The sequence below is a fragment of the Pseudomonas sp. KBW05 genome (assembly GCF_003852405.1).
In the GTDB taxonomy this organism is placed as follows: domain Bacteria; phylum Pseudomonadota; class Gammaproteobacteria; order Pseudomonadales; family Pseudomonadaceae; genus Aquipseudomonas.
Window position 1 is genome coordinate 18,252 of the sequence record NZ_QAJM01000036.1, and the last position, 13,936, is coordinate 32,187.

12 protein-coding genes are annotated in these 13,936 nt (G+C 61.8%); 7 read left to right on the forward strand and 5 right to left on the reverse strand.

Annotated features, from left to right (window positions below; translation table 11 throughout):
• The first annotated feature begins 7 nt into the window (after positions 1-7).
• Both DBR46_RS26100 and DBR46_RS26105 read left to right on the forward strand, forming a co-directional pair.
• Entirely contained in the window at positions 8-1,744 is a 1,737-nt protein-coding gene (locus tag DBR46_RS26100) for an IlvD/Edd family dehydratase (RefSeq protein WP_124528687.1), read from the forward strand.
• Between the two features lie 48 nt (positions 1,745-1,792).
• Complete coding sequence (locus DBR46_RS26105) at positions 1,793-2,515, forward strand: FadR/GntR family transcriptional regulator (RefSeq protein WP_017739605.1); 723 nt, start codon at positions 1,793-1,795, stop codon at positions 2,513-2,515.
• 175 nt (positions 2,516-2,690) lie between these two features.
• Here the strand turns inward: DBR46_RS26105 and DBR46_RS26110 are convergent, their stop codons facing one another.
• Positions 2,691-4,826 carry a TonB-dependent siderophore receptor gene (locus DBR46_RS26110; RefSeq protein WP_124528689.1) on the reverse strand — a complete coding sequence of 712 codons (2,136 nt, stop codon included), beginning with the start codon at positions 4,824-4,826 and terminating at the stop codon, positions 2,691-2,693.
• A gap of 199 nt (positions 4,827-5,025) precedes the next feature.
• Positions 5,026-6,117: an NADH:flavin oxidoreductase/NADH oxidase gene (locus DBR46_RS26115; protein WP_124528691.1), complete on the reverse strand. Its 1,092-nt coding sequence runs from the start codon at positions 6,115-6,117 to the stop codon at positions 5,026-5,028.
• Between the two features lie 92 nt (positions 6,118-6,209).
• On the opposite strand from DBR46_RS26115, the gene DBR46_RS26120 reads away from it, so the two are divergent.
• Positions 6,210-6,509 (forward strand): helix-turn-helix transcriptional regulator, encoded by a 300-nt coding sequence (locus DBR46_RS26120; RefSeq protein WP_177414127.1) that lies wholly within the window; start codon positions 6,210-6,212, stop codon positions 6,507-6,509.
• 8 nt (positions 6,510-6,517) lie between these two features.
• Here DBR46_RS26120 and DBR46_RS26125 read toward each other — a convergent pair whose 3' ends face one another.
• Both DBR46_RS26125 and DBR46_RS26130 read right to left on the reverse strand, forming a co-directional pair.
• Positions 6,518-7,264: a Fic family protein gene (locus DBR46_RS26125; RefSeq protein WP_124528695.1), complete on the reverse strand. Its 747-nt coding sequence runs from the start codon at positions 7,262-7,264 to the stop codon at positions 6,518-6,520.
• A complete protein-coding gene (locus DBR46_RS26130; RefSeq protein ID WP_124528697.1) occupies positions 7,261-7,524 on the reverse strand; it encodes a hypothetical protein in 264 nt (87 codons plus the stop codon). The genes DBR46_RS26125 and DBR46_RS26130 overlap by 4 nt, the downstream gene beginning before the upstream one ends.
• A gap of 131 nt (positions 7,525-7,655) precedes the next feature.
• On the opposite strand from DBR46_RS26130, the gene DBR46_RS26135 reads away from it, so the two are divergent.
• Complete coding sequence (locus DBR46_RS26135; RefSeq protein ID WP_124528699.1) at positions 7,656-8,546, forward strand: bestrophin family protein; 891 nt, start codon at positions 7,656-7,658, stop codon at positions 8,544-8,546.
• A gap of 147 nt (positions 8,547-8,693) precedes the next feature.
• Positions 8,694-10,637, forward strand: coding sequence for a methyl-accepting chemotaxis protein (locus DBR46_RS26140; protein WP_124528701.1), 1,944 nt, complete (start codon positions 8,694-8,696; stop codon positions 10,635-10,637).
• Here the strand turns inward: DBR46_RS26140 and DBR46_RS26145 are convergent.
• Complete coding sequence (locus DBR46_RS26145; RefSeq protein ID WP_124528703.1) at positions 10,627-12,063, reverse strand: APC family permease; 1,437 nt, start codon at positions 12,061-12,063, stop codon at positions 10,627-10,629. The two genes, DBR46_RS26140 and DBR46_RS26145, sit on opposite strands and share 11 nt — an antisense overlap.
• Positions 12,064-12,201: 138 nt before the next feature.
• Between DBR46_RS26145 and DBR46_RS26150 the strand changes: the two genes are divergently transcribed.
• Positions 12,202-12,960: an autoinducer binding domain-containing protein gene (locus tag DBR46_RS26150; protein ID WP_124528705.1), complete on the forward strand. Its 759-nt coding sequence runs from the start codon at positions 12,202-12,204 to the stop codon at positions 12,958-12,960.
• An 81-nt stretch (positions 12,961-13,041) separates the two neighbouring features.
• Positions 13,042-13,932, forward strand: coding sequence for a proline iminopeptidase-family hydrolase (locus tag DBR46_RS26155; RefSeq protein WP_124528707.1), 891 nt, complete (start codon positions 13,042-13,044; stop codon positions 13,930-13,932).
• The last annotated feature ends 4 nt before the right edge of the window (positions 13,933-13,936 follow it).

The window sequence follows — 13,936 nt, forward strand, 5'->3', positions numbered from 1 at the left end:
ATCGATCATGCCTGATAAAAAGCCCGGCCTACGCTCCGCCCAGTGGTTTGGTACCGCCGACAAGAACGGTTTCATGTACCGCAGCTGGATGAAGAACCAGGGCATTGCCGACCATCAGTTCCATGGCAAGCCGATCATCGGCATCTGCAATACCTGGTCGGAACTGACGCCGTGCAACGCGCATTTCCGCCAGATCGCCGAGCACGTCAAACGCGGCGTGATCGAGGCCGGTGGCTTCCCGGTGGAGTTCCCGGTGTTTTCCAATGGCGAATCCAACCTGCGCCCCACCGCCATGCTCACCCGCAACCTGGCGAGCATGGACGTGGAAGAAGCGATTCGCGGCAACCCGATTGACGGCGTGGTGCTGCTGACCGGCTGCGACAAAACCACCCCGGCCCTGCTGATGGGCGCCGCCAGTTGTGACGTGCCAGCGATCGTGGTCACCGGTGGGCCGATGCTCAACGGCAAGCACAAGGGCCAGGACATTGGTTCGGGCACCGTGGTATGGCAGCTCAGCGAGCAGGTCAAGGCCGGCACCATTACCCTGGACGACTTCCTGGCGGCCGAGGGCGGCATGTCGCGCTCGGCGGGCACCTGCAACACCATGGGCACGGCCTCGACCATGGCGTGCATGGCCGAAGCGCTGGGCACCTCGTTGCCGCACAACGCGGCGATTCCGGCGGTGGATGCACGGCGTTATGTGCTGGCGCATATGTCCGGCATGCGCGCGGTAGAGATGGTGCGTGAAGACTTGAAGCTGTCGAAGATCCTCACCAAAGAGGCGTTTGAAAACGCGATCCGCGTGAATGCGGCTATCGGCGGTTCGACCAACGCGGTGATCCACTTGAAGGCTATCGCCGGGCGCATCGGCGTGGAGCTCGACCTCGACGACTGGACCCGCATGGGCCGTGGCATGCCGACCATCGTCGACTTGCAGCCGTCGGGGCGCTTCCTGATGGAAGAGTTTTATTACGCCGGCGGCCTGCCTGCGGTGTTGCGCCGCCTCGGTGAAGCCAACCTGATCCCCCATCCGAATGCGCTGACAGTGAACGGCAAGTCCCTCGGTGAGAACACCAAGGACTCACCGATCTACGGCCAGGACGAAGTGATCCGCACCCTCGACAACCCGATCCGCGCCGACGGCGGCATTTGCGTACTGCGCGGCAACCTGGCGCCGTTGGGTGCGGTGCTCAAGCCGTCTGCCGCCAGCCCGGAGCTGATGCAACATCGCGGCCGTGCGGTGGTGTTCGAGAACTTCGACATGTACAAGGCGCGCATCAACGACCCGGAGCTGGACGTGGACGCCAACTCGATCCTGGTCATGAAAAACTGCGGGCCCAAGGGTTACCCGGGCATGGCCGAGGTGGGCAACATGGGCCTGCCGGCCAAGCTGCTGGCCCAGGGTGTGACGGACATGGTGCGCATTTCCGACGCGCGCATGAGCGGCACGGCGTACGGCACCGTGGTCTTGCATGTGGCGCCGGAAGCCGCAGCCGGCGGGCCGTTGGCCACGGTAAAGGAAGGTGACTGGATCGAACTGGACTGCGCCAACGGCCGCCTGCACCTGGACATCCCCGACGCCGAGCTGGCGGCACGCATGGCGGATCTTGCGCCACCGCAGAAAATGATCGTCGGCGGTTATCGCCAGCTGTATATCGACCACGTATTGCAGGCGGACCAGGGTTGCGACTTTGACTTCCTGGTGGGTTGCCGTGGGGCGGAAGTCCCCCGGCATTCCCACTAATTGGGATGCTATGATGCCGCGTCTTTAAGTCAGAGCCTCCCCGTCGTTATGGATCACCAGCCGCCCAAGCCGCGCAAGAGCATGCATGCCCAGATCGTTCAGGACTTGGGCATGCACATCGTTTCCGGGCGCTTCAAGCCCGAAGAAAAGCTGCCCCTGGAGGCCACGCTCTGCGAGGAGTACAAGGTCAGCCGCTCGGTGTTGCGTGAAGCCACGCGGGTGCTCAGCGCCAAGGGCCTGGTGTATTCCAAGCCACGGGTGGGTGCGGTGGTGCGGCCACGCTTGAAATGGCATTTGCTCGACCCGGACGTGCTGTCCTGGTTGATGCAGTCCACGCCCCACAGCGAATTCTTCAACACCCTGGCCGGTGTGCGGCGCATCCTCGAACCGGAGATCGCCGCCATGGCCGCGACCACCGCCACCGATGAAGACATCGCCACCATCGAAAAAGCCTACCTGGGCATGGAAACGGCGAAGACCCACGAAGAGCTGCTACAGGCCGACCTGGACTTCCACCGTGCGATTGCCGACGCCACGCGCAACGACCTGCTGGCCTACATGTGCAACATGCTGTCGCTGCCGCTGCGCGAGTCGATCAACATCACCAACCGCCGCCCGGATATCCAGGGCCTGAGCCTGCCTCGGCACAAGGCGATCCTCACCGCGATCCAGAACCGCGATGCGCTGGGTGCGCGGCATGCGTCGCTGGTGCAGTTGGATGACACGCGGGTGGCGTTGGATACGGTGATGAATGTGTTGACGCCGCTTTGACAGCCGAGAGAGCAACCGGGCTTTATCAGGGATAAGACATTCAAATGTGGGAGCGGGCTTGTGTGGGAGCGGGCTTGCTCGCGAAGACGGTGGGTCAGTTGGAACATTTTTGACTGACACACAGCTTTCGCGAGCAAGCCCGCTCCCACATTTTGATTTGTAGTGCTCCAGATTATTACAGGGTGTAGGCGATGCCGACCTGGACGGTACGCGGCGCACCTGGGTAGGCGTAGATGTTGCCGAACGCCCCTTCTTCAAACTCACGGTTGAACAGGTTCTTCACGTCGAGATTGAGCCGCACCTTGTCGTTGACCTTGTAGTAGCTGAGCAGATCGACAACGGTGTAGGCATCCATCGCGAACGCGGTATTGGCCGTTTGACCTGCACGCTCATCCACGTATTTGGCACCTGCGCCCAAGCCAAGGCCCTTCAGCGTGCCGTCCTGGAACTCGTACACATTGAGCAGGCTGAAGCTGTTGCGCGGAATGTTCATCAGGCGAGTGCCGGAGCGGATCGTGTTGTCCTTGGTCACTTCGGCGTCCACGTAGGCATAGCCACCGATAAGGCGCCATTCAGGCGTGAGGTTGCCCGCCACATTGAGGTCGAACCCACGGCTGCGTACCTGGCCTGCCGCAACGCTGAAGGTCGAGTCTACCGGGTCGGTGGTGAGGACGTTTTTCTTCTCGATCTGGTAGATCGCCGCATCGACGCTCAACTGGCGATCCAGTGCTTCCCACTTCACGCCCATCTCATAGGACTTGCCCTTCTCCGGCTCGAACCCGCCCCCGACGCGCGCCGCGCCGGTGTTCGGTTTGAACGAGCGCGCAGCATCGGCATACACCGCCACGGTGTCGGTGAGGTCGTAGGTCACACCCACACGCGGAGTGACCGCGTTGTCTGCGGCGCTCCACGGCTTGACGCCGCTCACGTAGCTTTCGTAGTCATGCTCAAAGCGCTCGAAACGCGCGCCGGCCAGCACTTTCAGGCGCTCGGTGAGGGCCACCTGATCTTGCACGAACGCGGCATAGGTCTTGAGGTTTTCCTTGTCGTGGGTCGGCGTGCGGGTGAGCGGCGGGCGCGCTTGGCCGTAGACCGGATCGAAGATGTCGATGGGATAGGTCCCGGCCGCAGCGCTGGAACGCTGGATGATCGACTTGTAGTCGTAGTCTTCGAACTCGACACCGGTCAATAAGGTGTGATCGAAACCACCAGCAGAGAAATGCCCGGTGAGGTTGAGCTGGGTGTCTTTATCGGTCCATTCCAGCTTGCGGTAGTTGAAGTTGCGTTGCAGGGTACGACCGTCGGCGCTCAGGCTGGTGGGGCCGTTGGCTTCAATGCCGTTGCCTTGCAAGGTTCCATCCAACCACTGGAAGCCACCACCCAGCGTCCAGTTTTCATTCAGCAAATGCTCAAAACGCAGTTGGGCCATGCTGTTGTCGTTGTGCAGCATGCCCACATCCTTGTCGCCCCAGAACGTATCGCGCGACGCGGTGCCTTTCTGATTGGCAAAGCGCGTCAGGCCACGGTCCAACGGGTGGTTGTTGCGCATGAAGTCGCCTTCGAAGATCACCTTGGTGGCATCGGTAGCTTGCCAGGTGATCACCGGCGTGATGCCGTAGCGTTCGGTTTCGACGTGGTCGCGGAAGGTCTCACCGCCCTCGCCCACCACGTTCAGGCGGTAAGCCAGGCGGCCTTCTTCATCCAGCGGGCCGGAGGCGTCCAGGGTGCCGCGCTGCATGCCTTGGTCGTTCAGTTGGCTGCCCAGGGTCACGGTGCGCTCAGGCAGCGGTTGCTTGGACACCACGTTGAAGGTGCCGCCTGGATCGCCACGGCCGTAGAGCATGGTGGCCGGGCCGCGCAGCACTTCGAGGCGCTCGATGGTGTTGGCGTCCGGCATGTTCGGGTAGCCACGATTGATCGGGAAACCGTTGCGGTAGAACTCGCCGGTGGTGAAGCCACGCACAGTGAAGGTGGTGAGGCCCTGGCCGCCGAAGTTGTTGGCACGGCCGACGCCGCCGGCATAGTCCAGCGCGTCTTGCAGGCGGGTGGCGCCGATGTCTTCGACGGCGTCCTTGGTCACCACACTGATGGACTGCGGGGTTTCATGAATCGAGGTGTCGGTGCGCGTCGCACTGGCGGAACGTGTGGCCAGGTAGCCCTTGACCGGGCCCTGGGCGGTCTCGTAGTCCGCGGTGCCGGTGATGGAGGTGGCTTGCAACTCCACGCTGGCCTTGTCGGCAGGGGCGATTTCGGCCCAGGTCAAAGGGGAAAACGCCTGAAGCACACAGATGGAAACCAGGGTACGACGCATGAATGATGAACCTAGTGAATGGGCCAAATGGGGCGGCATAGCTGCCAGATTTTCGCGGCGCGATGGTATATCACGCGATCCATTATTGATATGCGTTCTCATTCACTATTTTTTGGGTAACTGCTTTGTATCGCCTTGATAAAACCGGCGCAAAAAAAAGCCACTCGAGTGAGTGGCTCCTGAAACGCTGGTGCAAGCCTTAGCGATAACGCTCCAACCAGTGCGCGTAAGGCGCTGGCAAGGTCCACGACGACTTCTCGACACCCAACTCCTTGGCCGCAAAGTACGCCCAATGCGGATCAGCCAAATGGGCGCGGCCTACCGATACCAGGTCCAGATGCCCAGCCTGCAAGGCGCCTTCTGCCAGTTGCGGCGTGCCAAAGCCCCACGCCGAAGTCACCGGGATACCCGCTTCACGGCGCACACGCTCGGCAATCGGCCCCATGAATGCCGGGCCCCACGGGATATTGGTGTCGGGAATGGTGAAGCCGACGCTGACGCTCAACAGGTCCAGGCCACCGGCCTTGAAGCGGCGGGCCAGTTCGATGGATTCGGCGAGGGTCTGTTCGTCGCGGCCGTCGTATTCCAATACGCCGAAACGTGCGGTCAGCGGCAGGTTTTCGGGCCAGACTTCACGCACGGCGGCCAGGGTTTCCAGGAGGAACCGGCTGCGGTTGTCAAAGCTGCCACCGTAGGCGTCGGTGCGCTGGTTGGAGTGTTCGGAGAAGAAACTCTGGCCCAGGTAACCGTGGGCGAAGTGCAGCTCGATCCATTCAAAACCGGCGTCACGGGCACGGCGCGCGCCATCGACGAAGTCCTGGCGCACCCGGGCGATGTCGTCCAGGGTCATGGCGCGCGGCACCTGCGGCAGGTTCGCACCAAAGGCAATCGCCGACGGCGCGATGGTTTCCCACGAGCGCGGGTCGGACGCAGCCATATGGTCATCGCCTTCCCACGGGCGGTTGGCGCTGGCTTTACGCCCGGCGTGGCCGATCTGGATGCCCGGCACCGAACCCGCCGCCTTGATGGCCTTGACCATCGGCACGAACGCCTCGGCGTGGGCATCGCTCCAGATACCGGTGCAGCCCGGGGTGATGCGGCCTTCCGGCGCAACGGCGGTGGCCTCGACCACTACCAGCCCTGCCCCACCACGGGCCATGCTCGCGAGGTGCACGTGGTGCCAGTCGTTGACGATGCCGTCATCGGCCATGTACTGGCACATCGGCGGGATGGCAATGCGATTACGCAGGGTGACATCTTTAAGTGTGTACGGTTCGAACAAAGCGGCCATGGGACAACTCCGGCAAAGTGATGGTTGATTCGATAGTTCGATGGTAATCGAACTATAGTATTCAGCGATACCCCCCTGTTATCATTCGTTTCATGCGAGCCTTCAAACACCCCCTTGTCCAAGACCTTACCCTGGAACGCGTGCTCTATGCGCTGAGCGACCCGGTGCGCCTGGAAATCGTGCGCTGCCTGGCCGGCGTAGCCGAAGCCACGTGCGGCGAATTGGATGGCGGGCGGCCCAAGTCGAGCATGTCCCACCACTTTCGCGTGTTGCGTGATGCGGGGTTGGTGCAGACGCGGAGTGTGGGGACCACGCATATGAATGCGCTGCGGGCGGAAGATCTTGAGGAGCGGTTTCCCGGGTTGCTGGCCAGTATTCTTGCCCAACGGTAAAGAAAGGGTTATTCCATTGGCGGAATCAACCGCCCTCTGTAGGTGTTGTAGATGTGTTGAACCTCGGGGTTGTCCAGGCTCTCGTAGGTAATCCCCTCCTTATCAAGCCCATCCAACCCTTTGATGCCACCGATCATTGTTGCCCACTCGTCACGGTGGGCAATGTCCACCACAAAGGGTTTCAAGTAATGACTCAGATGCCCTTTGAACGGTGACTCAATCTCTTCGCTGAGCGCCCTGAGGTAGTCATCCTTGTTGGTTCTGGACCATTCAATCGCGAACTTGGCTCGATAACAGAGCTCCATGAACACCAGCAGAATCGTACGTCCATTGCCATCCAGAAAAGGATGCGCGAAGGCTAGCTGGCCCATGACATCGCCAGGACTGTCGCGAAAACGTTTTTTGTTCGACGCCAATTCCAGTGCATAGTCGACTGAAAGCTTTATAGAGCCAGGATGCTCGAAGACGGTACGGTAAGGATCGTTTTCGGAGCCTTTGAAGACCGCGAGATGCGGTACAAGCTCGTTCCGATCCTTGCCCGCCCAGGGATAGAAACCAGAAAACAGGATCTCGTGCACTTTGCGCACCGACCTGTAATCAATTGGCTTTTTCTTGGCAAGGAAATCAAGCGCCTCTTCCAGGCTCAATTCAAACGAAAGATGCTCGGATTCTTTTACTTCGACGGGGTCTTTGAGCTTTAGAGCGTTTTGAAGATATCCAGCGGTTTCAAAATCGCCGAAGGGATCGAAGCTCATGCGCGAAGTTTCTTCGCCAAGCAGCGCTTTTCCTGGAGGTAGCTGCCTTGGAGCGCCAAGGTTTCCGACTTGCTCAGAACGCCCTTCCTCGTGAGGTTAACCAACAACTGCTCCACGCCGTCCAGCTGGACCACATCGCCAGCCAGGCCGGTAATTGCCACGGCCATCCGGCTAACACCGTCACGTTCGGCGGTGACATGATGAATTTCAGCCATTTTGCGCACTTTATCAGCGATGGTTTCACGGGCTGTATCAGTCATTGCAAACTCCTCGATTAGCCCAAGAAGCATAGCATGGCGTTCGTTTCCCCTCCCCCCCCAGCGAACCTTTCCCCCCAAACCCGCGTCCGAGCTAAGGCACTCTTGCCCACCGCTCGCCGCGAGGTCGTCGTTTGAAAGCCGCCATCATCAAAAAATACCGCCTGATCATCAAGACCATGGGCTATGTAGGCTGGGCCCTGTTCTGGCTGTTGCTGTGGGATGTCGCCGTCACGGTGGATTTCATGCTGTTCCTCACCTACAAGATCAACCTGCCGCTGATGCCGCTGACTTTGCTCGGTTCAGCGCTGGTGGTACTGATCAGTTTTCGCAACAGCAGCGCCTATAACCGTTGGTGGGAGGCGCGCACGCTGTGGGGGGCGATGGTCAACAATTCGCGCAGTTTTGCGCGCCAGGTGCTGACGCTGCTGGATGACCCCGACAACGAAGTCAACCCGGTCAAGGCCACCCTGTTGCGTCGGCATGTGGCCTATGTGAACTGCCTGGCCGCGCACCTCAAGGGCCAGCCGTGCCCCGATGAGGTGCGCGCGTTCATCCCCGGCGAAGAGTTCGCGCGCAACGGCACCACCAATAATTTTGCCAACGACATCCTCACCGGCTCGGCAGCCTTGCTGGCCAAGGAATACAAGGCCGGCCACCTGGACAGCATCCGCCTGGCGCGGCTGGAGTCGACCCTGGTGGATTTGTCCAATGCCCAGGGCGGCATGGAACGCATCGCCAACACCCCGCTGCCCTACCCCTACGTGTATTTTCCGCGCCTGTTTATCTCGCTGTTCTGTCTGATCGTGCCGGTGGGCCTGGTGGAATCCCTCGGCTGGTTCACCCCGCTGGCCTCGACGGTGGTAGGTTTTATGCTGCTGGCCATCGAGCGCATCGGCACCGACCTGCAAAGCCCGTTCAACTCCAGCGAGCACCAGATCCAGATGGACACCATCTGCGAAACCATCGAGAAAAACCTGCAATCGATGCAGCGTGATGCCCTGGGTGGCGAGCGCATCGGTTAAACCCTGCCTACGGCCTAAAGTGCGTGACCCACCGGTCGATATACCGGGGGTACGCATGGGCTATCCCCTCTAAAAACAACACATGCGACGCTCTGCGCTACTTTCCTCCGCCTTGCCAACTCTAATAAGTACCCTGCGGGAGATGTCATGAATATCAAACACAAGCTGACCTGGGCGTTTGCGGCTATCGCCTGCGTGCCGGTGATCCTGGTGGCCGTGCTGGTGGTACTGAACCTGCGGGATGCGGCCGAGGCCAATTTCGTCGACAGCAGCAGCCGTGAAATCCGCCAGATCGACAACGGCATGAAGCAATTCTTCGATGGCATCAGCCAGAACGTCGAATTCGTCGCCAAAGACCCCCGCATCGCCGCCGCCAAAGACCTGAAAAGCTACGCCGGCGCCGACGCCGCGCAAATCCCCCTGACCCCGACCAACAAAGCGCTGCTGGACATCTTCGACCAGTTCGCCAAAAGCCACCCGAGCACCGCTTACCTGTCCCTGGGCCTGAGCGACGGCGGCTACGCCAGTTGGCCCGACGACACCAAGCTGAACAACTACGACCCGCGCCAACGCCCCTGGTACAAGGCCGCCGTGGCCGCGCCAGGCAACACCGTGCGCACCGGTGCTTATTACTGGGCACCGGATGACGTGGTGCTGATCGGCACCGTGCGCACCGTCGCCGACGCCACCGGCAATATCCTCGGCGTGGTCGGCCTGGACGTGTCGCTCAAGCAACTCACCGAACTGGTGCGCAACATCAAGCTGGGCGACAGCGGTTACCTGATGCTGGTGGAAGCCAACGGCAACGTGCTGGTGGACCCCAGCGATGCCAAGCACAACTTCAAACCCCTGGCCGACCTCGGCCCGCAATACGCCGAACTGGCCAAGCGTACCGACGGCGCCACTCAGATCGAGATCAACGGTGTGCCCTACATGGCCAACGTGGTCAGTTCCAAAGACTTGGGCTGGCGCTTTATCGGCTTGATCAAGCGTGACGAAGTGATGGCCGGCGCGTCAAGCCTGACCTGGTTGATTGCCGCCATCGCCGCTGCCCTGGCCGTGGTCTTCGCCCTGGTCGGTGCAAGTTTTGCCAGCATGATTGTGCGCCCCATCCGCAGCGTTGCCGATGGCCTGCAAGAAATCGCCGAAGGTGAAGGCGACCTGACCCGCAAACTCACCGTGCAAGGCAAGGACGAAACCGCGACCCTGGCCGGCTGGTTCAACCAGTTCCTCGGCGCGATTGCGCAACTGGTGCAACGCATCGGCAGCGCCTCCACCGACCTGCAAAGCGCCGCCGCCGATACCAGCACCGTGGCCAACAACATGAACCAGGCCGCCGGCCGTCAGCGTGAAGCCGTGGAGCTGGTGAGCACCGCGTTCAACGAAATGGTCGCCACCGCCAACGAAGTCGCGCGTTCGTGCAGCGCCGCCGCCACCAGTGCCGACGAAGGCTACCGCGACGTGTACGACGGCCAGCAGCACATCGGCGAAGCCACCGGCAGCGTGCTCAAGTTGAGCGAAGACCTGCAAAAGTCGACCCAGACCATGCAGTTGCTGGAGCAGGACAGCCAGAACATCAACACCATCCTCGACACCATCCGCTCGATTGCCGAACAGACCAACCTGCTGGCGCTCAACGCCGCCATCGAAGCCGCGCGCGCCGGCGATCAGGGCCGGGGTTTTGCGGTGGTGGCCGACGAAGTGCGCGCCCTCGCCCGCCGTACCGCCGACTCCACCGGCGAGATCGACAGCCTGCTGGGCAACCTCGCCCGGCGCACCCAGGAAGTCACCCAGCAGATGCAGGGCAGCCTGCTGGTCTCCCACACCAGCGTGGAACGCATCCAACAGGCCCGCGACAGCTTCGACAAGATCCGCGGCTCGGTGGACTCGATCCGCGACCAGAACACCCAGATCGCCACCGCCGCCGAAGAGCAGCACCAGGTGGCCGAAGAGATCAACCGGCACATCGCGCAGATCCATGCCGATGCGCAACTGGTCGAAGGCTTCGCCCACTCGGCGCAGACCGGCTCGGGTCGGTTGACGGATATTTCCGGGCAGCTCAAGGGGTTGGTGGGTCGGTTCAAGTTCTAGCCTGCCAGGTTCGAGACGGTGAGCCATTCACCGTCTCGCTCGCCGACCCCTGCGACGCATCCACCTTGAGTTCCGTCGAACGTCCGGTGGCCTTGAAAAACATCAACACGCCAATCCCCAGGACAATCCAGCACGTGCCGCCGACCTTGGCGTAAATGTCGGAATTGACCAGCACGTAGCTGATGATCACAAAACCGATCAGCGGCACCAGCCCGTGTACCAGCCGGCGACCGGCGCTGCGGTAGTGCCAGGCCACCGCCACATGCAGCAGCAGAAACGCGGTCAGCGCACCAAAGTTGCACATCGACGCCAGCAGGTTGATCTGCCCGACAAAAAACAGCCCCAGCACCAGGCTCAATCCCGCCACCAGAAAAGTCGCGCGCTGTGGCACACCCGTAACCGCGTGCACCTGGCTGAGAAACTGTGGTAACTGGCGATCCCGCGCCATGGCGAACAACAAGCGCGACGTCGCGGCCTGGGCCACCAGGGAGTTGGCGATAGCGGCGCCGATGGCCACGGCCAAGGCGATCACCACTTGCAGCCAGGGCCCGGCGACCAGGCGGCCGATTTCGTAGAAGGCATTGTTCGACGCCTCCGCATCCGGGTACTGCACAAGATTGGGCTGCAACAGCGCGGCCAGCCACGTCTGCAGCATAAACAGCGCAGCCACCAGCGCCAGCGACCATAACGTTGCGCGCCCGACCGCACGGCTACCGCCGCGGGTTTCTTCCGACAGCGTGGAGATGGCGTCGAAACCGAGGAACGACAACACCGCCACCGACAGGGCACTGAAGATCAGCGGCAAGGAAAATTCAGCCGGGTTGTACATCGGCTTCAAGGTCCAACTCGCGCCATTGACGCCGTTGCTGATGGCAACACTGGCGAGCACCACAAACACCCCCAGCACCACCAGTTGGCCATAGAGGAACAAGCGGTTGGCGCGGGCCGTGGTCTGGATTCCGCGCAGGTTGACCAGGGTATTGAGCACCACAAAAAACACGATCCACAGCGGCTGCGGCACAGCGGGAATGACGTTGGCCATGGCATTGGCGCCAATCACGTAGAGCAGGGTCGGCACCAGCAGGTAATCGAGCAGGATCGCCCAACCCGCGAGGAACCCCAGTTGGCTGTTCAGGCCGCGCCCCACATAGGCATACACCGAGCCCGCAACCGGGAAAGCGTGGGACATCTGCTGGTAGCTGATGGCGGTGAACAGCATGGCGACAAAGCCGATCAAGTACGTCAGCGGCACCATGCCATGGCTGGCGTCGAACACCCCGCCAAAGATCGAGAACGGCGCCAGCGGCACCATGAACACCATGCCGTAGATCAACAGGTCACCCAGGCTGAGCTGACGCTTGAGTTGTTGGGTATATCCGAAACGCGCGAGCTGCGCGCTGTCACCGGGTGTGGAAGGGTCGATCATGATGGCGCTCCGCAAGGGTTGAACAGAAGCCTCACTCTAGGGCGGCGCAGGCACTGGCTCTATCCTGAAAAATACTAGGTTTTCGCCTTGGCAGACTGTTTGCTTCCAAAACGCTGCAGCCCAACGCCCGGAGGCGCCATGCACACCGACCTGATCACGTTCAGCGAGCAACTCGCCCACACTACAACGCTGGATGCGTGCCTGGCCGAGGTTCAATCAGCCACCAACCAATTGGGTTTCAAGACCCTGATCTACGACTACGCGCCCGTACCCATGAGCCATGAAGGCGCACTGATCACCCCGTCGGTGTTCAAGGCCCTGAATGCGCCGGGCGACATGCACGCCTTGTGGTGCGAGCGCGGTTATTACCAGATCGACCCGGTGCAACAACGCGCGGCGCGGCAAACCCTGCCGTTTGTCTGGTCGTTCTGCACGGACACACACTGGAACGGCGCCCTCACCGATGCCCATCGCCCGGTGGCCCACTACATCCGCGACTACGGCCTGAGCACGGGGCTGACCGTGCCGCTGCACTTGCCCGACGGCGGCTTTGCTACCCTGACGGCGATTGTCGATGGCACCCCCGCCGATGCCGAACAACAAGCCCAACGCAACCTCGGCGAGATGCTGGTGCTGGCCCATGCGTTCCAGGCCCAGGCCAGCGAGCTGCTGGCGCCAGCGGAACGCCGCTGCACCCATATTCATCTCACCCCGCGCGAACGCGAATGCCTGCAGCACTCGGCCAAAGGGCTGACGGCCAAGGGCATTGCCGCCACCCTCAATCGCTCCCAGGCGACGATCAACCTGCACCTGGTCGGCGCCGCCCGCAAATTGGGCGCACGCAACCGCGTGGAAGCGGTGGTGCGTGGCCTGCATTACCGGCTGGTGGAAATCTGAGAACCTATAATTTTTGCCAGTGCCCTTGAGCGATCGTGTTGACTAGCCTGTGCCCCATCGATCCCCAACGAGGTACACAGCATGCAGGTTCGCGAAGGTTATGCCAGTTTCCGTGGCCACCGGACATGGTTCCGGGTCACGGGTGATCTGAACGCCGGGGGCCCGCCCCTGATCATTGCCCACGGCGGCCCCGGTTGCACCCATGACTATGTCGACAGCTTCAAGGACCTGGCCGCCACTGGCCGCGCCGTGGTGCACTACGACCAACTCGGCAACGGCCGCTCGACCCACCTGCCGGATGCGCCGACCGAGTACTGGGTGGTAGACCTGTTCCTCGCCGAACTGAACAACCTGATCGCTCACCTGGGCATCCACGATTACGCCCTGCTCGGCCAATCCTGGGGTGGCATCCTCGGCGCCGAACATGCGGTGCGCCAGCCGGTCGGCCTCAAGGCGTTGATCATCGCCAACTCACCGGCGTCCATGGCGCTGTGGTCCGAGGCCGCGGACCGCTTGCGTCTGGCGCTTCCCACCGAGGTACAGGCCACCTTGCTGCGCCACGAAGACGCCGGCACCACCGACAGCGCCGAATACCGCGCGGCGTCGGACGTGTTCTACGCTCGCCATGTGTGCCGTATCCAACCGGTGCCCGCCGAAGTCGCGCGAACGTTCGCCGCCATTGACGCAGACCCCACGGTCTACCACGCCATGAACGGCCCCACCGAGTTCCATGTGATCGGCGGCATGCGCAACTGGACCATCATCGATCGCCTGTCGCGCATCCAGGTGCCGACGCTGCTGATCTCCGGCCGCTACGACGAAGCCACACCCGAGACGGTGCAGCCGTTTGCCGACGGCATCAGCGATGTGCAATGGCAGATTTTCGAGCGCTCCAGCCATATGCCTCACGTTGAAGAGCGTGAAGCGTGCATGGCCTGCGTGGCGCAATTTCTGGAGCAACGCCTGGACTAAAACA

Excerpts from the sequence above, each read along its gene's own strand:
- DBR46_RS26130 (WP_124528697.1), bottom strand. The coding sequence starts at position 7,524 with ATGACTGATACAGCCCGTGAAACCATCGCTGATAAAGTGCGCAAAATG.
- DBR46_RS26105 (WP_017739605.1), top strand. The coding sequence starts at position 1,793 with ATGGATCACCAGCCGCCCAAGCCGCGCAAGAGCATGCATGCCCAGATC.
- DBR46_RS26100 (WP_124528687.1), top strand. The coding sequence starts at position 8 with ATGCCTGATAAAAAGCCCGGCCTACGCTCCGCCCAGTGGTTTGGTACC.
- DBR46_RS26110 (WP_124528689.1), bottom strand. The coding sequence starts at position 4,826 with ATGCGTCGTACCCTGGTTTCCATCTGTGTGCTTCAGGCGTTTTCCCCT.
- DBR46_RS26125 (WP_124528695.1), bottom strand. The coding sequence starts at position 7,264 with ATGAGCTTCGATCCCTTCGGCGATTTTGAAACCGCTGGATATCTTCAA.
- DBR46_RS26155 (WP_124528707.1), top strand. The coding sequence starts at position 13,042 with ATGCAGGTTCGCGAAGGTTATGCCAGTTTCCGTGGCCACCGGACATGG.
- DBR46_RS26115 (WP_124528691.1), bottom strand. The coding sequence starts at position 6,117 with ATGGCCGCTTTGTTCGAACCGTACACACTTAAAGATGTCACCCTGCGT.
- DBR46_RS26150 (WP_124528705.1), top strand. The coding sequence starts at position 12,202 with ATGCACACCGACCTGATCACGTTCAGCGAGCAACTCGCCCACACTACA.
- DBR46_RS26120 (WP_177414127.1), top strand. The coding sequence starts at position 6,210 with ATGCGAGCCTTCAAACACCCCCTTGTCCAAGACCTTACCCTGGAACGC.
- DBR46_RS26140 (WP_124528701.1), top strand. The coding sequence starts at position 8,694 with ATGAATATCAAACACAAGCTGACCTGGGCGTTTGCGGCTATCGCCTGC.
- DBR46_RS26145 (WP_124528703.1), bottom strand. The coding sequence starts at position 12,063 with ATGATCGACCCTTCCACACCCGGTGACAGCGCGCAGCTCGCGCGTTTC.